Raw genomic sequence first — 23959 nt, 5'->3', positions numbered from 1 at the left:
CATCGTATCCTTTGTTGGTTAATTCATCTCCGCTCAAATTCTGAGCCGGATCGGATTACCGGAGCCAAGAATGGTATATCTGTATAGCGATAACGTCATAGGGAATACGGGGGACAAGACTAATACCGTTAGATGCGATACCGATAACTAGCGATGATGGAGTACGTCGACGAGACCGCGGCGAAAATCATGGTCGCGGCCCGGCCGGGCGACTCGATTCGTCGAATCGCCCAGAAGATCGACGGCTCCTACTCGTGGGTCTACGACTGGATCGAGCGGTTGGAGGACGCAGGCTTCATCCGGCGTGAGGACGGCGTCTACATCGAGAATTACGCTGTCAGGGATCGCTACTACGATCTCGTCGCGGCCATCTCTCGCGCTGTTCCCCCCTCGATCGACGACGGCTACGTCATTCCGCACTTCGCCGGGATGCCCTTTGCGTACACGAAAATCGACGGCGTCTACGTCTGGACCCATGGCGGTTATCAGATCGCCCGCGGCCACGACGACTATCCGATCTTCATCCAGGTTGCCGACCGTGATATCGAACGGTGGACGGCGTTCTTCGATGAGTTCGGGATTCCGAGCCGGATCGAAGAGCGGCCGGACGCGACCGACTCCGACGCGGCCGTCTCGTACGTGTTGTTCCCGACGAGTGGGGGCATCACTCGCGAGTGGGTCGACGGCAATCCGGTTATTCCGTTGGACGAGACGATCGAGCACATGTTGGAGTACCGGGTGAACTACGAGCCGGCGTTGGAGATGATCGCCGACGAGTACGACCGCGATATCGACGCGTCCCACGAGGATCCGCGTCTCAATGCATGAGCCTCGGTGAACGCGAAGACGAACTACTGGATACGCTGGAGGCAGTCATCGACGCTGACCTGCCGTACGTGCTCGTCGGTGGGTGGGCGATCGCGGCGTTCAATCAACGCTTCACCACGGACGTCGACGTCGTCATTCCGGCCCAAGCGGTCGACGACTACACGGACCTTCTCACCGACCGCGGCTACGAGAAAACGGCCGATGTCGAGCGAAACGAACTCTACGAGGGCCGGACTATCCGGTTTACGAAAGATATCGGGAATCCGGTTCAGTTCGACGCGATGGTGGACGCGCTGGGCTGTCGCCAGACGGAAGCTGAATGGTCGTATCGCTATCTGGCCCAGCACTCTGTCACCGAGGAACTGCGAACCGGGCGCCCGGTAACAGCCAGGATTCCGGAACGGGAGTTGCTGTTCGCGGTGAAACTCCACAGTGGCCGCAAGGCAGACTCTCGGGATCTGGTGGTGCTGGCTGCTGGCGCGGATTTCGACCGGATCGCGACCCATCTGCATCGCGGAGAGTCCGAGAAGCTCGCTGGTCGCATCGAGACTGTCCTCAACCGCCTCACGTCGGAGGATTTCGCAGATGCATTCAAAGGAGTCTTCGAACAGCAAACGGTTCCCGAACAGGATATCGATGCCGTCGTTGAGTTCCTTCGTGACCAGCAGCGCCGAATCGATTCTGAACGATAACATCGACTGTCGGTGGGGTTTGTCTTGGAATCGATCGAAACGCGCAGGGTCGGACGCCGAACGAATTAACCAACAGAGTGGGATAGTACCCCAAGCCGTTGGTTAACAGCTGGAGAAGGCGTGTTCAGTCCTCGGCGACCGTCCCGATTATCTCTTGCGCGGTGGAACTGATCCGGCCGAGACGCTCCTGAATGCTCTCCGCATCGTCGTCCTGCCACGCGGCAAGATAGAACGCTGACCCGCTCGTATCCAGGTTGAAATACCGCCCGACGATGTACGCAACGGCTTCGGCTTCGACCTCGCGTTTTGCGCGCTCGGGTTCGTCGTTGACATCGAAATGGAGCAGTGCGTGGGCGTACTCGTGAATCAGCGTCACCGCGAGGTCGGCCTGATTCGCTCTATCTTTCGCTTCGACGACGGGTTGGCACTCGTCGAGATTCCGGTGTTTGCAGACGCCTTTCGCGTCGTCATGCTCCCACTCAGCAGCGTCGACGACACGGACGTCGACATCGAGAGTAGCTGCCGCATCAAGGAGCGCTGGCACCAGGTCGTCGGCGTTACCAGTGGCCTCGGTTTCCAGCTCGGGGAGCGGTTCGCCCTCGGTTTGAGACACATCGAAGACTGCAGTTGGTTTGAATCCAACCAGTCCTTTGGACCACTCCTCGGCCGGTGTCTCGTCGTAGTCACAGTCGCTTTGCTCGTGGTAGCTCGGTGAGTTCTCGCACTCGGGGCACTGCTTCGTAATAATGGGTGCCCAGATCCAGATCGCCTGTTCGCCCTCTTGGACGTGCCGGTCGAACTCCGATCGCCACGTATTGTAGCCCGCTACGCGGGTTGCCTCGGGACACTGGAGCTTGATCAAGAGGGTGTTGCGATGGGAGTAGTCGTGGAATCGGGACTGGACATCGAGCCACTCTTGGAACTGTTGGCTGGCTTTTGCCTCGTCGACGTCTGCGACGAGCTCGTCGATCCAGTCTTCGATGGTACTGTGCATCTCGTCGTGTCGGGTGTCGGTCTCCTCGAACGAGACTCCCGACTCACTGGCTGTCATCATGGATTGCATCACATCGAGTACGACGACGTCTCCGAGAAGTCAGGACGCGCCGCGCCCCTCGGGGGCGCACGATAAACATCGGCGCGACTTCGGGGGGTTTAGATCGGGGCTGCTATCGGAGCGCTGCTTTCTCGTCAGCGAAGCCGACCGTGACGAGGTACTCGAGGAACGCGTCGAACTGGTCGACATCGCTCGGCGTGTCCGTCGCGAGGTGTCGAACCCACTCGATCGCCCACTGGAACGCGGGATCGGTTCCGCCCTTGCCATGTATATACCACCAGCGGGCGGCCTTCAGGACGACGAGCGGATTCGTCGGCGGTTGCTCGCTTGCGAGTCCACGAGTGATCGATCGGATTTCCTCGGGTACCTCAGCGGGGTCGACCTCGCCTGATTGGGTGTTCGATACGTCGACTGGAATATCGTCGATCGAGACATCGTTCGGACGCTGTTGTTGACTCACGGAAAATCACCTTCTCGGAGGACTTTTTGGATCGAGCCCTCGCCCCCTCCGGGGCGCGAAAAACCACTCGTAGCGTCACGCCGGTGGAATGTACACGCTCTGCTCGCCGGCGATCTCCTCGAGGTTGTTCCGATGGCGATGCGAGAAGTAGCACTCGTAGCTGCAGTAGCCACAGAGCACGCCGGTATCATACTCCGCGATGAAGGGACCGCGCCGAGTCGTCCAGACGTTCGCTTCACATTCGGTACACGCAGCACTATCGAGGTCGGTTGGTGACGGCCCCTCGTACTCGATTTCGAGGATGTCGCTATGTGGCGCTGAGTCAGGCCAGACGCCGTGGGACTGCCAGAAGGCCTTGATGCGGGCGAGACTGTGTCGCACCGTCTTCCGAACTGTGACGTGGGAGGCGTCACGACCGCTATCATCCCAGCCGTCAGCCGTCCAGAACTCCCCGAACTGCGCGCCGCGATGCAGCCCGTTCCAATCGAGGCCGACGATGTCGGCTGGTGGCTCGTCGGTGAGTGTCGGCCTGGTCAGCTGTCGAATGGCGTCGAGCTGCTTGGGCGGACTCCCACCGAGGATGTGGACGCGCCGCCCTCTCCAATCGGTTGGGTCGGAGAACTCGTGCGCCAGGCGATCGGCGTACCCTCGCGAATAGCCGAGGATGATATCATCTGGGATCGTGTCAATCACCGCTTGGGATTTCGGGACGATGATGACCTCGGCATCGGGAAAGCTGTCCTGAATCTCACGAGCAGCAGCGATGTGGGCGTCAACGTCAGTAGGTTCGTAGATGTCGCCGATGACACCGACCTGTGGCTCGTACTCGAAGAACCGCTCGACGAATCGATCCAGATCGGGGTTCTGGAAGTCGTTGTCGAGCATCCCGACGGGGAGGGTGAGATTCTGATATTGGGTCTCCTGATACCCGCAGTCCTCCCGAAAGCCGGGAAGGAAACCGAGCTCATAGGCATCCAGAGTGAACGGCGCTCGATGGAGGAACGCCACGATGTCGGCTTGTCTGGCGGCAGCGATGTCGCTCGCCGTGCTGGCGCTGGAGCTCAGCTCGAGGGACATGATTGGAGTTACGAGGCCGCTGTTGGCCGCCCCGCGCCCCTTCTGGGGGCCTGACAAACCGAGGTACAGTCTGTTAACCAACAACAGGGAAACTTATGCGGGGATTGTTGGTTAAGGACAGGACTTACTCTTCGTCGTCAGTGGTCCCCTCCTCTCGAAGAGCCTCCACCCCTTTGGGGCCGACACAAACAACTCTCCGGACGATGACGCCCCGCCTCTAATAGAGATAAAACCGATACAACAGTTACCGTAATGGTCATCCCCCGCGAGTGTTTACAGGCCCGTATGGAGCGAAAGACGATCGCCGTCATCGGGATGTCGTGCAACGGGTGCGAACAGAACGTGGAGACCGCCCTGCGAAACCTCGATGGTGTAAATCGGGTCGAGGCCGACCACGACGCTGACACGGTCGACGTCGTCCTCAAGGATGGAGTCTCAGACGACGACGTGAACGCGGCAATCGAACAGGCTGGCTATGACGTAAAGGCTTAATCGGCTGTCACTCGGCCGTCTCCACGCTCGCCGTCGGTGCGTTCTTTGAGAGCGAATTCGGTGTTGACACCCTCACCGGAGAGGAGCTGACCAGCGAAGCTGTTGGCGAGGACGGCCGAGACGGACAACACCATCGCAAGCATCGCGAACACCGGGTGAACGAGCCCCGTGGTCGCGGCGGCGACGCCGATGCCGTTGAACGCAAAGGCCGTCACGAGATTCTGGCGAGTCTTTCGATAGCTCTCGTTCCCGATCTCATAGGCGTCCATCACGCCGCCGAGCCGGTCACCCATCAGGACGATGTCCGCCGATTCGATGGCGATGTCGGTCCCGGCGCCGATGGCGATGCCGATGTCCGCCTGTGTGAGTGCCGGCGCGTCGTTGATGCCGTCGCCGACCATCGCCACGCGGTGGCCGGCTTCCTGCAGGCGACCGATCTCCTCGCGTTTCTCGTCGGGCAACACGTCGGCCATGACGCGGTCGATACTGACCTCCTCGGCGACCGCGTTCGCGGTGCGCTCGTTGTCCCCGGTGATCATCACGGGCGTAATGCCGGCGTCGCGAATCCGCCGGATGGTCTCGGCGGCGTCTGCTTTGATTTCGTCACCGATGCCGATCAGGCCGAGTAGGTCACCGTGACGAACAACTCCGGCAACGGTGAGGCCGCGGCCCTGAAGTCGCTCAATATCGTCGCTCCTCTTCGAAAGGTCAATCCCCTCATCGCTGAGCCATCCGGGTTTCCCGACCAACACGTCGTCGCTGCCGACGATCGCTCGGACGCCCTTGCCGGTCACCGAGTCAAAGACGTCGGGATCCGCGTACTCGACATCTCGCTCGTCAGCGAACTCGAGGATCGCATCGGCGAGCGGGTGTTCGGAGAAGGCCTCCGCGCTGGCCGCCGTCGCGAGTACGTCTTCCTCGTCGGCGTTGAACCCGACGACCGCACTGACGGCGGGTTCGCCGACGGTGATCGTGCCGGTCTTGTCCAGCACGATGTGGTCGACGTCGGGGAAAATCTGGAAGGCGTCGCCGGAGCGCATCAAGATGCCACGGTTCGCTGCCTTCCCGCCACCCCGAATCAGGGCGAGCGGTGTTGCCATCCCAAGCGCACACGGATAGCCGAGGACGAGGACCGCCAGCGCTGCGAACGCCCCTCGCTGGACATTGGGGTCTGCCCCCCACGCGAGCGGTGCGACCACCCAGAAGAGGAACGAGAGCGCGGCAATCGTCAAGACGCCTGGGACGAAGTACTTGAGGACGCGGTCGGCGAGCTGGATAATGCCGGGTTTCATCGCCCGCGCCTCCTCGATCTCGCGTGCCACCTGATTCAGGAACGCGTCCTCCCCGGTTGCAGTCACCTCGATAAGCAGCGTCCCGGTCTCGTTGACGCTGCCACCGATCACCGTGTCGCCGACCGTTTTCTCCTCGGGGATGGACTCACCGGTGGCAACCGACTCGTCGACCGTGGACTCTCCCTCGACGACCATCCCATCGACGGGGATGTTCTCGCCAGGCTTGACCCGGACGTAGTCGCCGACGTTGAGGTCGTCGAGGGGGACTTCCTCGACGTCACCGTCATCACTGACGCGGCGTGCCGTGTCGGGCTGGAGGTCGAGAAGGCCTTGGACGGCTTGGGAAGCCCGCGTGCGGACGATGAGGCTGGTGTACTCCGAGAGGATGTGGTAGGTGGTGATGAACACGGCGACGGCGAAGAAGTGGACGGTCGGGAAGCTCGGGAAGACAAACAGGCCGAGTAACCCCCCGAGGAGCCCGGCGAAGGCGCCCGCTTCTAGGAGGACGTGCTGGTTGAAGATCCTCCGACGAAGGCTCTGGAACGCCTTCTGTTTGATGTAGCGCCCGGGACCGAACATCGTCCCGAGCGCTAGCCCCAGCGTCACCAGGTCCATCGCGAGCGATGCCGACTCGAAGCGTCCCATTACGAGAATCATCCACCCCATCAGGGCTGCGACAACGAGAGATGCGCCGCCAGCGATGAGGAGACGCCGCTTCCCGTCGGTGAGTTCGGCCTGCTGCTGCTCGTATCGTTTTGCCTTGTCCGGATCTCGGATGGTGTAGCCGAGGTCCCGGAGTGTGTCCTTCACCGCCACCTCGCTCAGGCGGTCATCGTCGTACTGGACGAGTACCTCCTCGTGGGCGAGACTCACGTCGACGTCCTCGACGCCGTCGGTCCGGGCGTAGGCCTTCTCGATGCTCTCGGCACAGAACGAGCAGGACATTCCCCCGACGTTGAATTGTTCGTGTGTCGTTCCCATCGTGAGTGGTGGTTATCGCGCGACGCGGAAAATCATTACGACAATAATTATAGCGGTATCAAAGTCCTAATACCGATGTCGGGAGAGTGGCGTTACTCTTACTGTCGTTGTTCGCCTATCTCCTCACAAGAATGGCGCTCCTCGAATCTGATGTGCCGATCCGCGAAGTCGTGACGACAGACCCGGAAAAAGCGAAGGCGCTGGAGAACGACGTCCGGGCGAAGATCCTCGATATGCTCGCGACCGATGAACTGACGATCGAGGAGATTCACGACGAACTGCATCGTCGCGGCGAGGAGAAGGCGGAAACAACGGTCCGCCACCACGTGAATGTCCTGAAGGACGCGGGGATGGTTGAGATCGCCCGTCTCGAGGAAGCTGGTGGGGGGACGCGGAAGTACTACAAGTCGAACACGCGAGTCTTCTCGTACGAGCTCCCGGAGGGTGCCGACGAAACCCTTGCAGGGGCGCAGTCCACCGCATCCGAGGAGCTGACATCCCTCATCGAGACGTTGTACGCGGACCACGGTACTGAGATCGAGGCGGTCGCCCGCGAGATGAAACCCTGTGAATACTGCGATACCCAGCACTACGAGGAGTTCATCGTTCGCGAACTTTTGAACCGTGCCCTCATCGAACTGGGCGAGAGCGGCACGCTCGAGGACGTGTTCTCGACCGACGACTGACCTCACTCGATACAGCAGCTCATTTTGGACGTATCCCGACGGAACGCCTGACAGGCCTGCTTGAACGCCTCGGAGAACGTCGGGAACGGGTGGACAGTATCGATGATGTCGTCGACGGTCAGTCCGAACCTCACAGCCAGCGTGGCTTCCATAATCATGTCGGCGGCACGCGGCCCGACCATGTGGACACCGACGATTTCGTCGGTCTCGTGGTGTTTGACGACCTGGACGAGGCCGTCAGTATTCTTCACGGCTTTCGCCCGCGGCACGTCCGCCATCTGGACGGTCCGGCACGAACAGGTGCCGTGCTCGTCCATATACTCGAGTTCGGTCGTCCCGACGGCGGCGACTTCGGGGCTGGTGAACACGACTGCGGGGACTGCATCGTAGTCGATGCTGACGCCCTCGTTGCCGAAGGCATTCTTGACGGCGTGATTGCCCTCCTTGGCGGCGACCGTCTCCAGTTCGGGCTCGCCGATCACGTCGCCCGCCGCGTAGATGTCGGGATTCGTCGTCTGGAAGTACTCGTCGACACGAATCGTTCCATCGGGGTTCGTTTCGACCCCTACCGTTTCGAGACTGATCTCCTCGCTGTTGGGCTGGACCCCGGTCGCGACGAACAGCGCGTCGCCGGTGACCGTTCGCTCAGTGCCGTCGACGGTTGTTTCGACGGCGACGCCCGACTGGATCGCTTCGGCGCCGCCGTCAGCTGCTGGCCTGCGGACGCGCCGGAAGTCGTTATCGGTGAGTATCTCGATGCCTTCCTCATCGAATGCACGCTGCATCTCGCGACCAAGTTGGCCTTCCATGTCCGAGAGGACGCGCTCGGAGCGCTGGAGAATCGTCACGTCGACGCCGACACGGTGGAGGATCTGGCCCCACTCCAGCGCGATGTACCCACCACCGAGCATTAGGATACTCTCGGGGAGGTCGCGCTCCTCGAGGATGGTTTCGCTCGTGTAGTAATCGACCTCCTCGAGGCCGTCGATGGGCGGCGCCCACGGTGAACTGCCAGTCGCGACGAGCGCCTTCTCTCCAGTAATGCGCGCGCCCTCGTCGGCGCCGTCGACGACCTCGATGGTTGTGTCGTCGACCAGCTGGCCGTACCCCTCGTAGATGTCGGTCTCGAAGTGCTCGGCGACATCGACGTAATTCTCCCGCCGGAATCCCTCGACGAGGTCGTCGGTCCCGTCGAGTGCGTCGGCCCAGTCGACAGTCGGTTCCTCAGGGTATCGAACGGCGTCGAAGGGATTCTCCGACGCTGCAGCGCCGCTCTCGGCGACGGCAAGCAGATGCTTACTCGGGACACAGCCGACGTTCACGCAGGTTCCGCCGATGGGCAAGCCGGTGTTCACCATCGCCGTCGAGAGGTCCCGTCGGCTCGCTTCAGTGATCGCGGCGAAAGCTGCGGCGCCACCGCCGAGAATCACGAGATCATAGTCGGATGTGTGAGTCATCTATACCGAAACTTTACGACGGGAAGTTCTTATACTCCAGAGTCCGAAGCTATAGAGTAGGTTGGAGGCCACGAAGCTATGGCAGATACTACTTCACCGGCGCCAACGTGCGATGTTGAGGGGACGTGCTATTGTCCGCTCACAGGAGTTATCGACACGTTGAGCCGAAAATACGCGATGCAACTCGTCAGTATCATCGGCGCACACGATTCGCTGCGGTTCGCGGAGATCGAGGCGCACCTCCCTACAGCGAGCACGTCGACAATCTCGAAACGCCTCGACGAATTCGAGGAGGCAGGGATCGTCTCACGGACGCAGTACAACGAAATTCCGCCACGCGTCGAATACGCGCTAACTGACGAAGGGGATGAGATTCGTTCGAGATTAGAACCCCTTCTTGAGTGGGCGACGGCGAACTCCTGACGTACGGATTCCAGTGAATTTCATCCCACATTTGAGGCTACTCCATTCAGGTGGGGGTGTTAGCCCCAAGACTATCCTTTCTTCGTGTGCTACTGTGACGCATGATAAACGAGGGAGCGTCTGCACCGTCATTCACTCTTCCAGGTCTCCGTGACGGAGAACAAACCGAGTACAGCTTGGATGAGACAACTGCGGATGATCGGGCTGCGTTGCTAGTTTTTTACCCATTTGATTTCAGTCCTGTTTGTACAAACGAACTGTGTGCGATCCGCGATGCAGAGTGGTTTCAGCTGACGCCGGCGCTCGATGTCTGGGCAATTTCTGGGGACAGCATCTACGCCCACCGAGCATTCGCCGAGGAATACGGCATCAATTTCCCGTTACTTAGTGATAGTTCCGGGCGGGTTGCCGAGTCATATGATGTCTGTTATGACGAATGGGAGAACCACGAGCGCGTTCCACAGCGTGCCGTGTTCCTCATCGATTCGGAGCAAACGATTCGATACGCTTGGGCCACAGAAGATGCACTCGAGAAGCCGGATTTCTTCCCGGTTAAAGACGCTCTTGATACGCTGGAAGCGGAACGCGATGAATTCGGTCCTGATGATGTCGAATTAGTCGTCGAATATAACGAGGAACCGGAACCGCTCACGTAAACGGCTGTTTGAGGACAGTTTCAGTGAACGCCGCTCCGACAATCAGCCCATCGCCTCTTGGAACCGCTCACGCAGCGCATCTTCACGCTCCTCGAACTGGTCGACCTTCTCCTGTAGATCATCGCTGACGCGCTCGATGCTCGCGAGCGCACGCTCGCCGGCGAGCGACGCCTGCGACCCGTCGTCGCCGTCCGCCTCGAGCTGCTCCTCGTAGGCTCGCTCGACGCGCTCGATGGTACCCTCGGGGTTGAACAGGATGTCGTTGGCCGTGCGGACGTAGCCGTCCAGCGACGCACCCTCCTTGCCCTGGAAGAAGTGAGTGAGCGCGTACGTCGCGCCGGAGTGCAGCGTCCACATATCGATCTCGAACGGCGACGCAGCGTTCGCCTCGGCATCCTCGGCAGCACGCTCTGCGAGATAGTCCGGGAATCCCAGCAGGCTGTAAAACTCGGTGACGGTGAACGGGAGCTCGGAGAACTCGAGATCGATCTCCTGCGCATCTCGGATGAATTCGAAGAGGTCGTCGGCGACGAGTTCGACCTGGGCGAGAATCTCCTCCCACCAGGTCCGGAAGTCCCGAACGTCCCCGACGTGCTTGATGACTTCCTTGTCGGTGAGCGAGCGCATCGAATTCGAGCAGTACCCGTCCTGAGCGAATCCCTCGACGTAGACGGCGTGCTCACCGAAGAAGTCGTAGCCGGAGGTCACGCCCATCGTGATCGGGTCTGACCGCCCGGGCAGCCGGACTTCGAGGCCGTCGAACATCACGTCCATATGGACCTCGCCGCCGCCCCGGTAGCGCCGGATCTCGCCGAACATCACGTTCCCGAGCGGCGACCCGTCGATGGTCTCCTCGCGAAGGACCTCTTCCAAGGGCCTGTACACATCCACCGGGTTGATGATCGCGTAACTGTCCGTGGGGACGTGAAATAGTGGGTCTGCGTCGGGCTCGCCGTCTGTCGCGTGGTCGCGCGCTCTTGTCGGCTCGACCAGGGCGTTGAAGCGCTCCGTTTCGACCCACTCGTCGGAGTAGGGATTCCGGTATGCGACTGTCGTCTCGACGGCCTGCGGGAGGTCACGAATCGTCTCGGCGAAGGACTTCGGTTCGTCGACCGTTTTCTTCCGGCGGTACCAGTCGGGTAGTTCTGTATCGGTTCGTCCGTCGACGCCAGCGAACACGGTTCTGGATTCTGGGTCTTTCATTGCAGTCACCTCGAAATCGAATTCGTCGCTCGCGACGGCGCTCTCATCACGCGCCCTGCGCCCCTCTCACGGGCGCAAAAACAACCACTCTTAACCAACGCCCCGCCCACGAATCCAGTACTGTTGGTTAAACATCTGGACGGTCTCGACACCTGGCTTCGGCTCTTCAATTCACTCGTCGGCGTGGCGTCGACGGCGCACCTGTTCAGGATTCGGCACCCACGGATGTGCGTCCCAGCAGTGCAGGGCGTGCTCTTGTGCCGTGTCGAACAGCGCCTCACACGACCCACACTCGTAGGCGGTGTCGGACCACGGTTCCGTGACGAACATCGCCGTCACCGTCGATCTGACTGGATCTGGTGCGGCCGACCGCTGAACGTAATCATAGCCGATCACTGTCCGTCGACGAAGCGCCGACTGTGCCAGCCGTTCGGGCCGGTCTGCTGGGAGATACACCCAGCGGACGAACGCCTCTTCTGAGTCCTTCGCCGAGGGTTGAAGGATGAACCATCGGTTGTGCTCGTCGCGGAACAGATACCGCTCAGTGCCCCGGTTCTGGAGATAGAGCGGATCACCACGACCGGGAATCAGCCGAAGTCCCACTGACGGCGAGATCGGGGTGAGGAGTCGCTCTTCCAGTGAGAGCGAGCCGGACTCTCCGGATGATGTCTCGCTCTCGAAGTCATCAAGCGTCGCTTCGCCAGTCATGATTCGCCGGGATTCGTCTCGTCTGTGTCTTTCCCAGCTATTCGCTCGTGCCGGTCGTTGTATCGCTTGAGTTCTCGGCCGATGCACTCCAGCGCCGTGACAGCGCGTTCGATGAGCTGGTACGTTGCTCGCGAAAGTCGGAATTTCTCCATCAGTTGGCCTCCTCTGGCTCGACGAGGTCGTTACTCTCAGCGACGAGTGCCTGAACGGCAGAGACAGGGTCGTTCTCGACCGGAAGTGTTCGATGGTCAAGCGGGGCGGGATACGCCCGGTCCCCCTGCGCACAAAGTATGATCAACCACTCTTCGCTCCCTTTGGCGCGGACGACGTAGTGGTCGATATCTCGACGTTGGAAGACTGTCCGATCTGTCCGGCTCACCGCACTCCAATTCGCCGGCAGTGACGATGACGGCGCCCCACCATCTGGCGTGAGTGCTCGGTACTCTTCGAATTCGGCGAGTGCCGCCTCGATATCCTCCCCGGTGAGGTGCCAGCAGTCGGCCGGGCCATCACACACCAGCTGACTGACCACGTCGTTGCGGAACTGGATGTAGTGTTGCTGGGCGACAGTTTCGTTGTCGGTGTAATCGAGGAGGAGCACACAGGCGAGCTGTGCCGGTCCGCTTCCCGTATAGCCCCAGTCGAATTCCGCCGGGCTATGCCGCACGAGACCGAGACTTCGATTTGGGGAGAGGCGTTCGTGTGCGGTGAGGTTCAGGACCACTGGCGTTCCGTCGACACGCATTCCGACGTACTCAACGCAGTCTGCACTCGCCTGCCATCGCTCACTCGCATCCTGTACGACTGCTCGTGGGTCGGTAGTCGAATTCATCTCCATCGGTTGCATGCGGGCGTTCGGATTCCCCGCACCCTGCTGGGGGTCGAAAAACTACCACCGGCTATTAACCCCTCAGCGTCGCTTCAAAGTTAGAACTCAGACTATTATAGTTCAAACTATAACATTTCTACAGATAACTAATCAATAGGGACTGTTTATTCTTCGAATAGACAGCGAGCGGCTGCATCGTCGCCAGCGAGGGTCTGCTGATCCTCGTCCGTATCAGCGAAGAGTGTTGACTGATCTCCTTCGGTTGATTGCTCAACTGCGGGTCGATCGTCGACGCCGAACACACTGGCCTCGGGCCGATCAAGACGTGAATCCCGGTCGCGATGATCCACGTCAGCACCGAAGTCCTCGAGTGAGGTCTCGACGCTCGTTTCAGTTACTTCGAGTTGGCCATCGTCGCCGAATGCGGTCTGTCGTTGAATTTCGATCTCGGCTTGATCGCTCATCTCATTCGAGCCTCCACCCACCGAGGCTCCGACAGACATCCCCGAGTGCTGCGTCAATTGTCTTCTGCGCGAATTTCGCTGGCCCGATCTTTGAGCCGGCGAAGAATCGGGATCCGTTGCTGATTCGCATTCTCGTAGGCGACGCAGGCTCGCAGCGTCTCCATGTCATGAATCGTCGCGATACCAGCATTGATGAGACGGGTATTTGGCGGTTCGAGACGCTGTTTCGGTGTGAGAGCGTCTGATTCGACGGATAGATCTGACGAATCGCTCATTTTTGTTCGCCTCCGCTCTCTCAAGGCGGCAACAAACAGCGGCCAGGCCCCTCCCAGTCGAAGAAATCTCCTGTCAGAACTCCACGTCAGTTTGGCGGTAGTTCGCGTCAGTGTCGACGCTGTCGTACATACGGCCGAGCATGTCGAGCGCTGACTGGAAGTGCGCGTAGTGCTCGTTTGCGAACGCCACAGTTTCTTCGAGTGGGATGACAGGCCGTCCGTCGACCATCTCGGCCTCGATCTGTGGCCGCGGCTTGAGTACCACCTGTATCGAACCATCGAGGTCGGCAGCAGGCAGGCGTTCTTCCGCAGTCGGGATTTCGAACCGATCGAAGAACGCCGTCCAGGCATCGAGGTCAGACTCGTGGACGGCGATGAACAGCGGATAGTCCTCTGGGTCGCGAGCGACCTGGTAGCCACCGCGAGTCCAGACGTAGACCGCATCGATGCCAGTGTATGCATACTCCATCCCCGTGAACTGCGGGAGGACATAGGCTTCTGAGATTGACGGCGGCGAGATGTCCGCTGACGCTGTCAGGAACTCGAGACCGGCGTCTCGGAGCGTCTGATCGATGAGATGAAGCCCATCGTCGTACGCGACGTATCCCGCCTCCTCGAGGCTATTCACGACGCGACGGATCGTCTCCCGGTTCTCGTCGATCTTCCGCGCGACGCCTGAGATGGAATCGCCTGGATCAAGCGCGAGGATAACCTTGAGTTCCTTCTCACCGCACACTTCGTACATCCTGCGGCTACACAATTCTGTGCAATAGTCAAAAAAGTACTATTCGTGTGGGTCGGCTGGCTGGATCTGGCGAGTGTCCTCAGCGAGGTCGTGGATATACTCGCGGAGGGTTTCCATATCCTCGCGGGCGTCTTCGAGCGTCTTACCCTTCACTTTGGCCGTGATCTTGTCTTGATCGCGGGTGCCAGTACCGCGAGTGAGTTTGACGGTGAGTGAGACGCCGACATCGCTTCGCTCGACGTACTCGGTTGGCACCTGACGCTCACGGTTCTGTTGCGATTCTGAGTCCACACGAGGCTGCTGAGTGTGTTCTGACATTGATTGCGCTCTGTGATCGTTAGTTGACGGACGGTGCAACTGGGTCGTCGACTATCTCATGAAGGGTAGCATCTATCTCGCGTCCGGTGAGTCGCCAGCAGCCGTCGGGTCCTGTACACTCTAGCTGGCTCACTACTTCGGTCTTGAACGCCTTGTACTCCGAAAGCGCTACCTCCTCATCGTCGGTGTAATCGAGCAGGAGGGCGAGTGCGAGTTGGGCCGGCCCGCTGCCACCATATCCCCATTCGAAGCCCGAAGGACTGTGATTTGCCAGCTCGAGACTCCGCTCTGGCGTGAGCTGTTGTTGGTCTGATTGCTTCTCGACGATGGCGCGGCCTCGACGACGGTAACCGACGTAAATGACGTCGGGATCAGCCGTGGTCCGTGACTGTACGTGTGAGCGTGGGTCGCTGATTCCACTCATAGGTTGGTTCGCGGGAGGCTCGTTTGATCACCCCCGCACCCCTCTCGGGGGTTCATAAACAGGACGGCGAAGCGTTCGGCAACGTATTTGACAGTTGCAACGTACTGTCCAGGTATATCGGAATGGCTGTACTGGACGACCTCTCAGGGTTCGAGTTCGAGGACGTAATAGAGGATGTCTTCCGCAATCTCGGCTACGAGAACGTCCGTCAGGCCGACCGAACCGCCGACGAGGGTCGCGACGTTATTATGGAGGAGGTCGTCGACGGCACCCGGCGCGCGATCATCGTGGAGTGCAAGCACACGGGGACGGTCGGACGGCCGGTCGTCCAGAAGCTCCACTCAGCAATCGCGACCTTCGACTTCGACGGCCCCAAACGCGGGATGGTCGTCACGACCGGCCGGTTCACGAACCCGGCTCAGGAGTACGCCGACCGCCTCCAGCAGAACGACGACCCCCATCCAATCGAGCTGCTCGATGGCGAGGACCTCCGGGAGATCGCCGACGAGATCGGCCTCGACCTCTACAACGGTCGCATCGAGATTCTCTGCGACGAAACGCTACGTCCCTACGACCCGGCCGCCGACGTCGACGCGGCCGTCGAAGAGGCGTTCCGCGACGTCGAGAACATCGAGGCCGCCGACCTCCCAGACCCACACTCATCGGTGACGTTCCGGCCGGTGGTGGCGGTCACCGCGGACACGAACGTCGTCTTCGAGACGTCGGTGGGCGTCATCCACCGGATTAACGATCGGACGCGATTCGTTGCCCACGCCGAACGCGGGCAGCCGCAGGTCGTCGACGAGGACGTCGCGACGCTGGTCACCGAGAACCTCCACGCGACGGTCGATCTCGACGCCGAGCAGTTCGGAGAGGTGTTCGACGACGTCGAGGAGCGGCGGTTCGGCCAGACTCAGACGGAGTACAAGGAGTGGGCCGTCGAGCGGCTCCAGCAGCACCACACGAAAACGGTCACCTACACCGGCGACAACAACGTCACCTACAACAAGACCTGCGAGCCGAACCGCTCGGACATCTCCGTCCAGTCGATCGAGCCGGTGTACCTTCCCGAGGTTCGGCACACCACCGACCACCAGAAGTACACCTATCCCTATGAGTACTACGCGGCGGGCCCCTCACGAATGACCGCCGAGGACGGCATCCATCGGTGCGTCCACTGTGACACGAGCGGCATCGACGAAACGTACACGTACTGTCCGAACTGCGGGGCGATCGCCTGCACCAGCCACACGAAAACGGAGCGGCTGGAAGGTGAGTCGATCTGTACGGGCTGTGCGGTGACGGAACGGTTCGCGCTGAAGACGAAGTACTTCTACGACGAGGAGAATCTCGAGGCGTTCCGCGAGGAGTACGCCGAAATGCCGCTTCACGAAAAGGCGATGGAGAACAAGTGGCTGGCCGGGGGGAGCGTGGTCGCGACGCTGCTGCTCATCGTCGGACTACTCGTCATCGGCGGCATCATCTAAGCGGCCTCGGTGTTCACGCCGGCTCAGCGACCAGCTCTTCGAGCGCGTGCTCAAGCGGGCCGTGGAACTGCCAGCTAGCCCGCTCGAAGGCTTCCTCGGTCGGCCCATCCCAGCGCGGGAATGCGGAATGACCGCTCACTTTGACTGTCCACTCGGTCGGCTCGTCGAACGGGTTCTCCGTCGGGAGTTCGACGACGTAGAGGTACTCCTCGTCGCCGTGGATGCCGTCGGCCGGATTCTCGACGCCGTGGCCCAGCAGGAACAGCGGCTGGTCCAGGTGCTCCATATTGGACGGCTCGAGGAGATCCGCTGGCTGAGCCGCGTCGATCGTTCGCTCTGGGTCGCCATCCAGGTAGAGGTCGACCGTCGAGAGCTTGTCGAGGAACACGAAGGTCGCCGCCGTGTAGCCCGGTCCCCGCTCTGCGCGGGTCGCATCGAGAAGCTCTTTCAGTTGTGCGAGATCCCGGAGGACGCTCCCGGGATACCCGTCCGAATGCCGGTACACCTGCGCGACGCGGTCGGCGCTGCCATCTGTCTCACCGGTCTGTTCGACTCGTTGGACGAATCGGAGTTGGCTCCGTGTCGACATCGGTACTCGCCGGCGCGTGTGCGCCGGCACCCATCGCCGGCGCTGAAACAACACCACACAGTCGTAGCGGGATTGCAATCCGCTACGCGAGATGTGACACCTCGTCTGGTTCCTCCACGTCGTCGAATTCACCACGCTCGACCGGCTCCCAATCCTCCCCAGGTGCTGGACTCCACCAGTCGATCTCATAGGCACCCGGTGCACCGAGGATTTTTGCCCGTGCCGAGCCGTCAGGCAGGTCGCGGCGGAGCTTCTCGTCGACGTGAAGGTTCCACGTTGAGTCGGTGTCGAAGCACGCGAGCACAGCCTCCTCGTAGCCACGGTCTTCTCGAGACTCTTGGAGGACGACCTGCGTGTTACAGTTCTTGCAGAACACTCCCTCGAAGGGAATGTGGGTGAACACTTCCTGCCCGCAGACGGGACACCAGAGGAACTCGAACAGTGCCTCGCTGTGTCGGTCGAGTACTTCGAGACTCATTGTTGGACCGACCCGGTTCGACCGGGTCACTCTCTCCGCCCCGGCCGAAAAACACCCTGCGTGTGTACGTCCTCAGCGTTCAGGGCCGTAGACGATGCGCGAGGGGGCTTCGTACCCACAGTCCGGACAGTCGTACCAGCGCTGTACCGTCGCTCCATCAGCTGTCTTCTCACCGACGAGGACGTCGTCGTTTGGACACTCCGGACAGTTCAGTTCGGGCGCTGGCCGCTCCCGAAGCGCATCCCGGAACGTTGTCGCCTTCTTCGTCTCGAAGCCTCGCGACCAGATCGGGTAGCCGTCGACGAGGATCGCTCCGCGCCACTTGTACCGGTATGAATCCGGCGCCCGGTGTAGAACAGCTCGCGCTCCAGTCTCGGTGTTTCGATACGCGAGTGTTGGTGAGCGACTCTCTCGTGACCAGTTGGTGATTCGTGGCATCGTTGGTCAGAAATGAACGTCTGCGGGGACGATCCAGAGCGTCTGGCTGTCCTCGTCTTCCTCGAGGACTCGGTCGAGCTGGCCTCGATGCCGAATCCCCTGGGCGTGCTGGTCGTACATCGGGATTGAGGGCCCTTCGTACGCGCCGACCTGGTGGAACGCGTGGCGGGCGAGGTCCTCGTCGCGCATGATCGCCTCGTCGCTGAGCTCGTCGAGCGCCTCCTTCACGCGGTCGAGATTCCGCTGAAACTCCTCTTTCGTGGCCTTCCAAGCCCGGTCGAGCAGTTCACCGCCCTCCTCTGAGTTGATGGGGGCCGCCGTCGGCAGGTCACCCCAGCGGGCCTTCCCGGCGACCGTCGTGTCGTCTTCATCGAACGTGACGTAGTAATCAAACACGGCGCAGCCGTGGGGATTCGCGCCGACGAGACGGTCGAAGACTGCTTTCCCCTCGACCAGGGCGTCGTGCTGTGTCGGTGCTTCCACCAGCGCGTAGATGACCATATGCATCTGGTTCACCTCGGAGTGCCGACTCACCGGGCGCCGCTCGGCGCTGTCTGCTCGGTGCGCCGGCACCCATCGCCGGCGCTCGAAAAACCTCGCTTCGGGAGACCGCGTTCAGGAATCGGCAGTCTGCTCGACGGTGATCGTCAGGTCGCCCGACTCGTAGTCGGCCTCGAAGTCGGTGCTGAACGCGTCGGAGTCGTAGGCGGCGTGGTAGGCACGGTGCAGTTCGAGCGACCCGGTCGCCTTGAAGTGGAAGAACGCGGCCGCCGTGTAGGGTTGGCTCTGGGTTTCGATCTGCGTCTCGACAGAGGCCGGGAGCGCGATTTGTGGTGTGTCCGTATCGATACTCGTAGCGAACGCCTTCGCTTCCTCGACGGTCGCCTGCGAATGTGCGGGTGTCTCGCCGGTGAGCACGTTTACCGGCGTCTCGGTATCGTCAGTGAACAGGACATCGTGGAAGGTGCGCGTCCCGAGGACTGCGTCGGGACTTAACTCGCAATCGTGGAGTGGATCGTCGTCTGGATTCTCGGGCATCAAATCAGAGCCTGCGGTGGGGCTCAGTCTCTACTGCCCCAGACAAACTGCAAATTGTCTCGATAGAGCGCAGGAAAGTCGCGAAAGAGGAGCGTCCTGCCCGCACTTCCCGCCGCAGAGTCAGGTGTCGGAGAACCGATCGGGCTCGATTCGCGACAACCGCATCGCGTTCCCGGTGACACCGAGGCTCATCCCCATATCACCGACAACGACCGCCAACGCAACGCTGACCAGCCCCAGTGGCACGCCCAGCGCGAGCAGGAACTTCACGCCGAGACTCGCCCAAATGTTCTGCCGGATCACCCCGTTGGCCGTATGCGACAGGTCGTACAGGTACGGGAGTTTCCCGACGTCGTCGCCCATCAACGCAATATCGGCCGTCTCGAGAGCGGTGTCGGTGCCGGCCGCGCCCATCGCGATGCCGACCTCCGCGGTGGCGAGCGCGGGCGCGTCGTTGATGCCGTCACCGACCATCGCGACATCACCGTACTCTGCCTGTAACTCCTCGACAGCGTCGACCTTCTCGTCGGGCAGGAGTTCTGCGCGATACTCGTCGACCCCGACCTGCTCGGCGATTGCGCGGGCGGTGCCCTCGTTGTCGCCGGTGAGCATCACCACGCGCTCGACGCCCAGCTCGTGCAGGCGTTCGACGGCCCGCTTCGAGGCCGGGCGAACCTCGTCGGCGATGGCGATCGCACCCAGCAGTTTCGACTCCGTCCCGACGATAACGACAGTCTTGCCCTCCCGCTCCAGCGCGGAGAGGGCATCCTCGGCGAACGCCCCGTTCTCGCCCTCGGTCGCCTCTTCCGTCATAACGCCGCCGTCCGTCTCGCGGCGTGCCCGAGCGAGGTCGAAGCCCAGTTCCTCGAAGAGCGCGGGCTTGCCCGCATAGTACGTCTCGCCGCCGATCTCGCCGCGGATGCCCTTCCCAGTGAGGCTCTCGAAACCCGTCGGGTCGGGCAGGTTGCCCACGCCCGCCTCCTCAGCACGGGCGAGAATCGCCGTAGCAATGGGATGCTCACTGCGCTGCTCCAGCCCAGCGGCGCGACGGAGCAGATCGTCCTCCGTAGTGTCACCCACCGGAACGACGTCGGTGACGGCGAGTTCGCCCTTGGTGAGCGTCCCGGTCTTGTCGACGGCGACGGCGTCGACCTCGCCCATCGCTTCCAGGTAATTTCCGCCCTTGATCAGGACGCCGTTCTTCGCGGCGCTCGTGATGCCCGACACCACCGAGACGGGTGTGGAGATGACGAACGCACACGGGCAGGCGATCACCAGCAGCGTGAGCCCACGGATGAACCACGTCTGCCAGTCGCCCGCGAAGGTGAACCCGTAACCGGCTAGGTCCACCGCCACCGGATCAGCGATAACCAGCGGCGGGATAGCGGCGGTCAGGATTGCCAGCACGACGACGAGGGGTGTGTAGTAGCCGGAGAAGCTGTCGACGAACTGCTCAGACTCGGTCTTCTTCGCCTGTGCGCCCTGTACCATTTCGATAATACGCGAGAGCGTCGAATCGCCAGCGGTCGAGGTGACCTCTACCTCGAGGTACCCCTCTTCGTTGATCGCGCCGGCGTACACCTCGTCGCCGGTGGTCTTGTCGACGGGGACGCTCTCGCCCGTGATCGGCGACTGGTCGACTGCACTCTCGCCTTCGATGACCGTCCCGTCGAGCGGAATCTTGTCGCCAGGGCGGACGACGACGGTCTCGCCAACGTCGACCTCCTCGACGGAAACGGTCACTTCCTCACCATCGCGACGGACGGTCGCCTCGTCGGGCGAGAGTTCCATCAGCTCGCGCAGAGAATCCCGTGCCCTGTCCATCGCATAGTCCTCGAGCAGTTCGGCGATGCTGAACAGGACGGCCAGCGTCGCGGCCTCGACGAAGTAGCCGATGCCGGTTGCGGCGATGATCGCTGTCCCCATCAGGAGGTCGATGTCGAGGCTTCGGTTCTTCGCGGAGTAGTACCCGCTGCGGACGACCGGGATGCCACTGGCCGCGACGGCACCGAGGAACAGGACATCTGCGATGTGTAGCGGGTAGTCGAGGATGCTCGCTATCGCGGCGTTCTGGCCGGTGAGAAGGAACTCGAAGACTAGACCAAGGATGACGAACGCTGCGCCGAGCCACGTCTTCTTCGCGCGAGAACTCGTCCAGACCTCCGAAGGTGGCGCGATATCGACGCCGTCGGCAGACTCGTCGGTTTCGTCGTCTGCTCCGCCGATCACGTCATAGCCGGCGGCTTCGATCGCCGCGACGACGTCGGCTTTGGTAGTCCGGTCCGGATCGTACTTGATGGTAGCTGTCCCGGTGGTCGGCTGGAGCGTGGCCTCAACGACGCCGTCGACGCGCTGGAGGCTCTTGTCGACTTTTTGCGCACACGACGGACAGTCCATCTCGGGGACCGTGAGACGGGCAGTCAACTCCCGCTGCCCGCCGCCGTTCGGTGGTCCCGCTGTATCCACATCGGAATTCTCTGTCATCACCTCACGGTAGGAGCGGGAGTTCGATATGTCTTTGTTGGAATATTCCAACCGCGGTGTCAGTGCGATGCCAGCCGTTCTTCCGCTACCCGCTCGCCGGCGACGTGTTGCTTCGCCAAATGTTCTTCCGCCCGACGGAGCCGGTAGGTAAGTGTTGACCGAGGCACGTCGAGATGCTCGGCCAACTCGCCGACATCGACCTCGCGGGGCGACTCGTAGTAGCCGTGTTCGACGGCGGCTTGGAGGGCGGCTTCCTGCGCCGGGGGTAATCCGCTCGGTGTTTCGTCGCTTCCTCCAGCTGCTGTCGTCGTGTCCGCGGTGCGGAGCATCTCCATCTGAGCGCATTCTTCGACGGCAACCTCGAGGGAGTCGAAGAATGCCGCCACGTCGCCGTCGCCCGAGTGGATGAGTCGCCACGTGTAGTGGCGGCCCTCATGACGGGTCTCGAACAGCACGCCGTCCCCGAGATGGTCGCGGGCGATGTGGGGAACCGAGGCGCAGGTGGGGGTTCGCTCCCAGTCGGAGTAGAGGACGAGCGTGTCGTCCGTGCGGTCAAGGACGCGGGTGGTCTGGGTGGCGCCGCAGTCCTCGGTGGCGAGACAGTCGGCGTAGTAGTCGCTGTTTCGAAACGCGTCCTCGATGGCGTCGAGTGCGTCCGGAGTGCCGGTGGCATGGTCGACTCGCCAAAGTTGGTCGGCAGTCGCGTGCAACGAAAGCGAGCGGACACGGGCGTCGGGGTAGTCGGCAAGGGCATCCGCCACCCTATTGCACCCCGGCTCGTATTCGAGGGCGAAGACGAGTTCGCGCATACCCCGTCTACGGCCTCCTCCGACATAACCAATGGCACGGGACTACGTCTACTGGTGAGCATCAGATCACGTCGTTCGGGTCGTGGACCTCCTGCATTCGCTGCGCTTCGGCCGCGTATTGGTCCTGGAGATCGGGGTCATCAACCGTGCCGAGATTGCCGGGCCCCGCATCGACTGCCGCTGTCGTATCTCGAATATCGGTGAAGGACGTGAGTGCCCGCTCTTTCCGATAATACTGTTTGCCGTCGGGTGTCGCGTAGGTGAGGATGATTAGGTTCTGTTCATCATCGGAGTAGGTACGTTCGACGAGCCATACTCGCACCTCGTCATCAGCCCGATCTGACATATCCAGACGTTCGTGGGGACTCAGAAAGGGATTGGCGTTATAATCGGTCGACTGACGCAGTTTTCGACGGTGATTCACCACCAGGGATGCGCAGTTCCTGGCGCTCGCCGACCCACTCGCCGAGTTTCTGCTTGAGGTACTGCCTCGCCGTCGACGGCGTGAACACCCCCTTGTCGACCATATCGCCGACGACGTCCTTCAGCGCCCGGAACTGCCCCTTCAGATGGCCGTCGCCGACCGGCTCGCCGTCGTGCCACCGAACGGTCGCGAGCGCCCCGTTCCCGACCGTCTCACCGTTGTCGATTGTCTCTGAATCGTACTGCAGGCCGAACCACAGCGTCCGGTAGGCGGTCACCTCGAAGGTCGGTGACACCACGTAGAACGCCTCGTGGTGGAGGTAGTCGAGATGGTCAGCGATGATCTCGTCGAGGGTGAGCCCGGTGGCGCGGGGCTTCGGCTCGACGACCGTCGACGGTCGATCCTCGTCAGCGAGGTAGCCGTCGACCGCATCTGCCTCGAGGCCATCGGCCAGTTCAGCCAGCAGCTGTTTCGCCCACTTGGAGTTGGTGTCGTCGCCACCGAACGGCGACTCAGCCGAAATTCGGTGCTTGAGCTTGAGGTTCGCTGCGCCCCAATGGCTGTAGTGGAGCGTGTACTGTCCGTCTGTGCGTTCGTACGCAACGAGTGCGCGGTGGCCCATCGAGCAATCACCTCACGGGGCGACCGCTACTGGATCGCCCCGCACCCCTCTCGGGGGACGAACAACGCTACTCCTCGATTGGTTCGGGGGAACTGAGATCCGCGTAGAGGACTTCGCCGTCGCGAACGACGTACCGCTTCGCCAGCACTGGGAAGCGACACTTCGTGAACCCCGCTGTCTGGATGTCGAGTTCCTCGTCAGCTTCGAGGTGGTCGGCAAGTTCTCGCAAGAATTCGTGGGTCACGATGCCGCCCTCGTAGTCCGGGAGGCCGTTCTCCCGCGCCTCGTACACTTCGAAGTCATCGTACCCCCAGATGGTGAGTTCGCCCTTGTCGGTGACCTCCCAGTCGAGCGTCCCGAAGCAGTAGCTCTCACAGAGTTCGCGGACAGCCTGTGGATCCGATACGATCGCGCCGGTTGACGTCGTCGCAGCTTGTAGTGTCGCCATGTCTGGACTCGCGGGAAGCCCCGCACCCCTCTTGGGGGGCGATAAACCGACACTGGAAGTGCCCCTGGCGTCGACGGC

The 23959-nt window shown here is 61.5% G+C and carries 31 protein-coding genes; 7 read left to right on the top strand and 24 right to left on the bottom strand.

What is annotated here, in order from left to right:
• Window positions 1-156 precede the first annotated feature (156 nt).
• A complete protein-coding gene (locus K6T36_RS18730; protein ID WP_135306301.1) occupies window positions 157-828 on the top strand; it encodes a helix-turn-helix domain-containing protein in 672 nt (223 codons plus the stop codon).
• Window positions 825-1520: a nucleotidyltransferase domain-containing protein gene (locus K6T36_RS18725; protein WP_092893729.1), complete on the top strand. Its 696-nt coding sequence runs from the start codon at window positions 825-827 to the stop codon at window positions 1518-1520. Before K6T36_RS18730 ends, K6T36_RS18725 begins: the two co-directional genes overlap by 4 nt.
• 124 nt (window positions 1521-1644) lie before the next feature.
• Here the strand turns inward: K6T36_RS18725 and K6T36_RS18720 are convergent, their stop codons facing one another.
• The 3 genes from K6T36_RS18720 to K6T36_RS18710 all read right to left on the bottom strand — a co-directional run bounded on the left by K6T36_RS18720 (window position 1645) and on the right by K6T36_RS18710 (window position 4111).
• A complete protein-coding gene (locus K6T36_RS18720; protein WP_128904662.1) occupies window positions 1645-2574 on the bottom strand; it encodes an ArdC-like ssDNA-binding domain-containing protein in 930 nt (309 codons plus the stop codon).
• 112 nt (window positions 2575-2686) lie between these two features.
• Window positions 2687-3034: a DUF8013 domain-containing protein gene (locus tag K6T36_RS18715; protein WP_128904661.1), complete on the bottom strand. Its 348-nt coding sequence runs from the start codon at window positions 3032-3034 to the stop codon at window positions 2687-2689.
• 75 nt (window positions 3035-3109) lie between these two features.
• Window positions 3110-4111, bottom strand: a complete 1002-nt coding sequence (locus K6T36_RS18710; protein ID WP_128904729.1) for a DUF6610 family protein — start codon at window positions 4109-4111, stop codon at window positions 3110-3112.
• 285 nt (window positions 4112-4396) lie between these two features.
• Between K6T36_RS18710 and K6T36_RS18705 the strand changes: the two genes are divergently transcribed.
• Window positions 4397-4603 (top strand): heavy-metal-associated domain-containing protein, encoded by a 207-nt coding sequence (locus K6T36_RS18705; protein ID WP_128904660.1) that lies wholly within the window; start codon window positions 4397-4399, stop codon window positions 4601-4603.
• Here the strand turns inward: K6T36_RS18705 and K6T36_RS18700 are convergent.
• The gene (locus tag K6T36_RS18700; RefSeq protein WP_128904659.1) at window positions 4600-6876 is read right to left on the bottom strand and encodes a heavy metal translocating P-type ATPase; all 2277 of its coding nucleotides are present in this window, start codon (window positions 6874-6876) and stop codon (window positions 4600-4602) included. The genes K6T36_RS18705 and K6T36_RS18700 overlap by 4 nt on opposite strands.
• A 131-nt stretch (window positions 6877-7007) precedes the next feature.
• Here K6T36_RS18700 and K6T36_RS18695 point away from each other — a divergent pair, with 131 nt between their 5' ends.
• Complete coding sequence (locus K6T36_RS18695) at window positions 7008-7562, top strand: ArsR/SmtB family transcription factor (RefSeq protein ID WP_128904658.1); 555 nt, start codon at window positions 7008-7010, stop codon at window positions 7560-7562.
• 2 nt (window positions 7563-7564) lie between these two features.
• Here the strand turns inward: K6T36_RS18695 and merA are convergent, their stop codons facing one another.
• On the bottom strand, window positions 7565-9019 hold the full coding sequence (gene merA, locus K6T36_RS18690; protein ID WP_134671652.1) for a mercury(II) reductase: 1455 nt from the start codon (window positions 9017-9019) through the stop codon (window positions 7565-7567).
• A 78-nt stretch (window positions 9020-9097) separates the two neighbouring features.
• Here merA and K6T36_RS18685 point away from each other — a divergent pair, with 78 nt between their 5' ends.
• Both K6T36_RS18685 and K6T36_RS18680 read left to right on the top strand, forming a co-directional pair.
• A complete protein-coding gene (locus tag K6T36_RS18685; protein ID WP_128904656.1) occupies window positions 9098-9442 on the top strand; it encodes a winged helix-turn-helix transcriptional regulator in 345 nt (114 codons plus the stop codon).
• Between the two features lie 101 nt (window positions 9443-9543).
• Window positions 9544-10098, top strand: coding sequence for a peroxiredoxin (locus K6T36_RS18680; RefSeq protein WP_135306298.1), 555 nt, complete (start codon window positions 9544-9546; stop codon window positions 10096-10098).
• 42 nt (window positions 10099-10140) lie between these two features.
• On the opposite strand, the gene K6T36_RS18675 is transcribed toward K6T36_RS18680, so the two are convergent.
• The 9 genes from K6T36_RS18675 to K6T36_RS18635 form a co-directional block, all read right to left on the bottom strand.
• A complete protein-coding gene (locus tag K6T36_RS18675) occupies window positions 10141-11301 on the bottom strand; it encodes a hypothetical protein (protein ID WP_128904654.1) in 1161 nt (386 codons plus the stop codon).
• Between the two features lie 171 nt (window positions 11302-11472).
• Window positions 11473-12009, bottom strand: coding sequence for a hypothetical protein (locus K6T36_RS18670; RefSeq protein WP_128904653.1), 537 nt, complete (start codon window positions 12007-12009; stop codon window positions 11473-11475).
• Window positions 12006-12161: a hypothetical protein gene (locus K6T36_RS18665; protein WP_164932745.1), complete on the bottom strand. Its 156-nt coding sequence runs from the start codon at window positions 12159-12161 to the stop codon at window positions 12006-12008. Before K6T36_RS18665 ends, K6T36_RS18670 begins: the two co-directional genes overlap by 4 nt.
• Window positions 12161-12847 carry a DUF6166 domain-containing protein gene (locus K6T36_RS18660; RefSeq protein WP_128904728.1) on the bottom strand — a complete coding sequence of 229 codons (687 nt, stop codon included), beginning with the start codon at window positions 12845-12847 and terminating at the stop codon, window positions 12161-12163. The genes K6T36_RS18665 and K6T36_RS18660 overlap by 1 nt, the downstream gene beginning before the upstream one ends.
• 155 nt (window positions 12848-13002) lie before the next feature.
• Window positions 13003-13302 (bottom strand): hypothetical protein, encoded by a 300-nt coding sequence (locus K6T36_RS18655; RefSeq protein ID WP_128904652.1) that lies wholly within the window; start codon window positions 13300-13302, stop codon window positions 13003-13005.
• A gap of 53 nt (window positions 13303-13355) precedes the next feature.
• Entirely contained in the window at window positions 13356-13577 is a 222-nt protein-coding gene (locus K6T36_RS18650) for a DUF8129 domain-containing protein (protein WP_128904651.1), read from the bottom strand.
• Window positions 13578-13650: 73 nt separating this feature from the next.
• Window positions 13651-14322, bottom strand: a complete 672-nt coding sequence (locus K6T36_RS18645; protein WP_128904650.1) for an IclR family transcriptional regulator — start codon at window positions 14320-14322, stop codon at window positions 13651-13653.
• 39 nt (window positions 14323-14361) lie between these two features.
• Window positions 14362-14640, bottom strand: a complete 279-nt coding sequence (locus K6T36_RS18640; protein ID WP_128904649.1) for a DUF7389 domain-containing protein — start codon at window positions 14638-14640, stop codon at window positions 14362-14364.
• Between the two features lie 19 nt (window positions 14641-14659).
• The gene (locus K6T36_RS18635; RefSeq protein ID WP_128904648.1) at window positions 14660-15064 is read right to left on the bottom strand and encodes a DUF6166 domain-containing protein; all 405 of its coding nucleotides are present in this window, start codon (window positions 15062-15064) and stop codon (window positions 14660-14662) included.
• 122 nt (window positions 15065-15186) lie between these two features.
• Between K6T36_RS18635 and K6T36_RS18630 the strand changes: the two genes are divergently transcribed.
• Complete coding sequence (locus tag K6T36_RS18630; RefSeq protein WP_128904647.1) at window positions 15187-16551, top strand: restriction endonuclease; 1365 nt, start codon at window positions 15187-15189, stop codon at window positions 16549-16551.
• Window positions 16552-16564: 13 nt separating this feature from the next.
• Here K6T36_RS18630 and K6T36_RS18625 read toward each other — a convergent pair whose 3' ends face one another.
• The 10 genes from K6T36_RS18625 to K6T36_RS18580 all read right to left on the bottom strand — a co-directional run bounded on the left by K6T36_RS18625 (window position 16565) and on the right by K6T36_RS18580 (window position 23881).
• On the bottom strand, window positions 16565-17140 hold the full coding sequence (locus K6T36_RS18625) for a hypothetical protein (RefSeq protein ID WP_128904646.1): 576 nt from the start codon (window positions 17138-17140) through the stop codon (window positions 16565-16567).
• Between the two features lie 82 nt (window positions 17141-17222).
• Complete coding sequence (locus K6T36_RS18620; RefSeq protein ID WP_011222455.1) at window positions 17223-17618, bottom strand: DUF7567 family protein; 396 nt, start codon at window positions 17616-17618, stop codon at window positions 17223-17225.
• Window positions 17619-17690: 72 nt separating this feature from the next.
• Window positions 17691-18056, bottom strand: a complete 366-nt coding sequence (locus K6T36_RS18615) for a DUF7568 family protein (protein WP_135306299.1) — start codon at window positions 18054-18056, stop codon at window positions 17691-17693.
• 6 nt (window positions 18057-18062) lie between these two features.
• Entirely contained in the window at window positions 18063-18563 is a 501-nt protein-coding gene (locus K6T36_RS18610) for a DUF7995 family protein (RefSeq protein ID WP_011222453.1), read from the bottom strand.
• 108 nt (window positions 18564-18671) lie between these two features.
• Complete coding sequence (locus K6T36_RS18605) at window positions 18672-19094, bottom strand: DUF8025 family protein (RefSeq protein WP_011222452.1); 423 nt, start codon at window positions 19092-19094, stop codon at window positions 18672-18674.
• 120 nt (window positions 19095-19214) lie between these two features.
• Entirely contained in the window at window positions 19215-21578 is a 2364-nt protein-coding gene (locus tag K6T36_RS18600; RefSeq protein WP_222923974.1) for a heavy metal translocating P-type ATPase, read from the bottom strand.
• Between the two features lie 59 nt (window positions 21579-21637).
• The gene (locus K6T36_RS18595) at window positions 21638-22387 is read right to left on the bottom strand and encodes a helix-turn-helix domain-containing protein (RefSeq protein ID WP_004594502.1); all 750 of its coding nucleotides are present in this window, start codon (window positions 22385-22387) and stop codon (window positions 21638-21640) included.
• Window positions 22388-22448: 61 nt separating this feature from the next.
• The gene (locus K6T36_RS18590) at window positions 22449-22733 is read right to left on the bottom strand and encodes a DUF7967 family protein (RefSeq protein WP_004594503.1); all 285 of its coding nucleotides are present in this window, start codon (window positions 22731-22733) and stop codon (window positions 22449-22451) included.
• A gap of 37 nt (window positions 22734-22770) precedes the next feature.
• The gene (locus K6T36_RS18585) at window positions 22771-23433 is read right to left on the bottom strand and encodes a DUF6735 family protein (protein WP_004594504.1); all 663 of its coding nucleotides are present in this window, start codon (window positions 23431-23433) and stop codon (window positions 22771-22773) included.
• A 67-nt stretch (window positions 23434-23500) separates the two neighbouring features.
• Window positions 23501-23881 (bottom strand): hypothetical protein, encoded by a 381-nt coding sequence (locus tag K6T36_RS18580; RefSeq protein ID WP_004594505.1) that lies wholly within the window; start codon window positions 23879-23881, stop codon window positions 23501-23503.
• Window positions 23882-23959 lie beyond the last annotated feature (78 nt).

Source organism: Halobaculum roseum (genome assembly GCF_019880245.1).
Taxonomy (GTDB): Archaea; Halobacteriota; Halobacteria; order Halobacteriales; family Haloferacaceae; genus Halobaculum; species Halobaculum roseum.
This window is presented reverse-complemented; position numbering and strand designations above follow the sequence as displayed.

What these genes read in the sequence shown, in the direction of transcription:
- K6T36_RS18730 (WP_135306301.1), top strand. Translation starts at nt 157, where the DNA reads ATGGAGTACGTCGACGAGACCGCGGCGAAAATCATGGTCGCGGCCCGG.
- K6T36_RS18725 (WP_092893729.1), top strand. Translation starts at nt 825, where the DNA reads ATGAGCCTCGGTGAACGCGAAGACGAACTACTGGATACGCTGGAGGCA.
- K6T36_RS18720 (WP_128904662.1), bottom strand. Translation starts at nt 2,574, where the DNA reads ATGATGACAGCCAGTGAGTCGGGAGTCTCGTTCGAGGAGACCGACACC.
- K6T36_RS18710 (WP_128904729.1), bottom strand. Translation starts at nt 4,111, where the DNA reads ATGTCCCTCGAGCTGAGCTCCAGCGCCAGCACGGCGAGCGACATCGCT.
- K6T36_RS18705 (WP_128904660.1), top strand. Translation starts at nt 4,397, where the DNA reads ATGGAGCGAAAGACGATCGCCGTCATCGGGATGTCGTGCAACGGGTGC.
- K6T36_RS18700 (WP_128904659.1), bottom strand. Translation starts at nt 6,876, where the DNA reads ATGGGAACGACACACGAACAATTCAACGTCGGGGGAATGTCCTGCTCG.
- K6T36_RS18695 (WP_128904658.1), top strand. Translation starts at nt 7,008, where the DNA reads ATGGCGCTCCTCGAATCTGATGTGCCGATCCGCGAAGTCGTGACGACA.
- merA (WP_134671652.1), bottom strand. Translation starts at nt 9,019, where the DNA reads ATGACTCACACATCCGACTATGATCTCGTGATTCTCGGCGGTGGCGCC.
- K6T36_RS18685 (WP_128904656.1), top strand. Translation starts at nt 9,098, where the DNA reads ATGGCAGATACTACTTCACCGGCGCCAACGTGCGATGTTGAGGGGACG.
- K6T36_RS18680 (WP_135306298.1), top strand. Translation starts at nt 9,544, where the DNA reads ATGATAAACGAGGGAGCGTCTGCACCGTCATTCACTCTTCCAGGTCTC.
- K6T36_RS18675 (WP_128904654.1), bottom strand. Translation starts at nt 11,301, where the DNA reads ATGAAAGACCCAGAATCCAGAACCGTGTTCGCTGGCGTCGACGGACGA.
- K6T36_RS18670 (WP_128904653.1), bottom strand. Translation starts at nt 12,009, where the DNA reads ATGACTGGCGAAGCGACGCTTGATGACTTCGAGAGCGAGACATCATCC.
- K6T36_RS18665 (WP_164932745.1), bottom strand. Translation starts at nt 12,161, where the DNA reads ATGGAGAAATTCCGACTTTCGCGAGCAACGTACCAGCTCATCGAACGC.
- K6T36_RS18660 (WP_128904728.1), bottom strand. Translation starts at nt 12,847, where the DNA reads ATGGAGATGAATTCGACTACCGACCCACGAGCAGTCGTACAGGATGCG.
- K6T36_RS18655 (WP_128904652.1), bottom strand. Translation starts at nt 13,302, where the DNA reads ATGAGCGATCAAGCCGAGATCGAAATTCAACGACAGACCGCATTCGGC.
- K6T36_RS18650 (WP_128904651.1), bottom strand. Translation starts at nt 13,577, where the DNA reads ATGAGCGATTCGTCAGATCTATCCGTCGAATCAGACGCTCTCACACCG.
- K6T36_RS18645 (WP_128904650.1), bottom strand. Translation starts at nt 14,322, where the DNA reads ATGTACGAAGTGTGCGGTGAGAAGGAACTCAAGGTTATCCTCGCGCTT.
- K6T36_RS18640 (WP_128904649.1), bottom strand. Translation starts at nt 14,640, where the DNA reads ATGTCAGAACACACTCAGCAGCCTCGTGTGGACTCAGAATCGCAACAG.
- K6T36_RS18635 (WP_128904648.1), bottom strand. Translation starts at nt 15,064, where the DNA reads ATGAGTGGAATCAGCGACCCACGCTCACACGTACAGTCACGGACCACG.
- K6T36_RS18630 (WP_128904647.1), top strand. Translation starts at nt 15,187, where the DNA reads ATGGCTGTACTGGACGACCTCTCAGGGTTCGAGTTCGAGGACGTAATA.
- K6T36_RS18625 (WP_128904646.1), bottom strand. Translation starts at nt 17,140, where the DNA reads ATGTCGACACGGAGCCAACTCCGATTCGTCCAACGAGTCGAACAGACC.
- K6T36_RS18620 (WP_011222455.1), bottom strand. Translation starts at nt 17,618, where the DNA reads ATGAGTCTCGAAGTACTCGACCGACACAGCGAGGCACTGTTCGAGTTC.
- K6T36_RS18615 (WP_135306299.1), bottom strand. Translation starts at nt 18,056, where the DNA reads ATGCCACGAATCACCAACTGGTCACGAGAGAGTCGCTCACCAACACTC.
- K6T36_RS18610 (WP_011222453.1), bottom strand. Translation starts at nt 18,563, where the DNA reads ATGCATATGGTCATCTACGCGCTGGTGGAAGCACCGACACAGCACGAC.
- K6T36_RS18605 (WP_011222452.1), bottom strand. Translation starts at nt 19,094, where the DNA reads ATGCCCGAGAATCCAGACGACGATCCACTCCACGATTGCGAGTTAAGT.
- K6T36_RS18600 (WP_222923974.1), bottom strand. Translation starts at nt 21,578, where the DNA reads ATGACAGAGAATTCCGATGTGGATACAGCGGGACCACCGAACGGCGGC.
- K6T36_RS18595 (WP_004594502.1), bottom strand. Translation starts at nt 22,387, where the DNA reads ATGCGCGAACTCGTCTTCGCCCTCGAATACGAGCCGGGGTGCAATAGG.
- K6T36_RS18590 (WP_004594503.1), bottom strand. Translation starts at nt 22,733, where the DNA reads ATGTCAGATCGGGCTGATGACGAGGTGCGAGTATGGCTCGTCGAACGT.
- K6T36_RS18585 (WP_004594504.1), bottom strand. Translation starts at nt 23,433, where the DNA reads ATGGGCCACCGCGCACTCGTTGCGTACGAACGCACAGACGGACAGTAC.
- K6T36_RS18580 (WP_004594505.1), bottom strand. Translation starts at nt 23,881, where the DNA reads ATGGCGACACTACAAGCTGCGACGACGTCAACCGGCGCGATCGTATCG.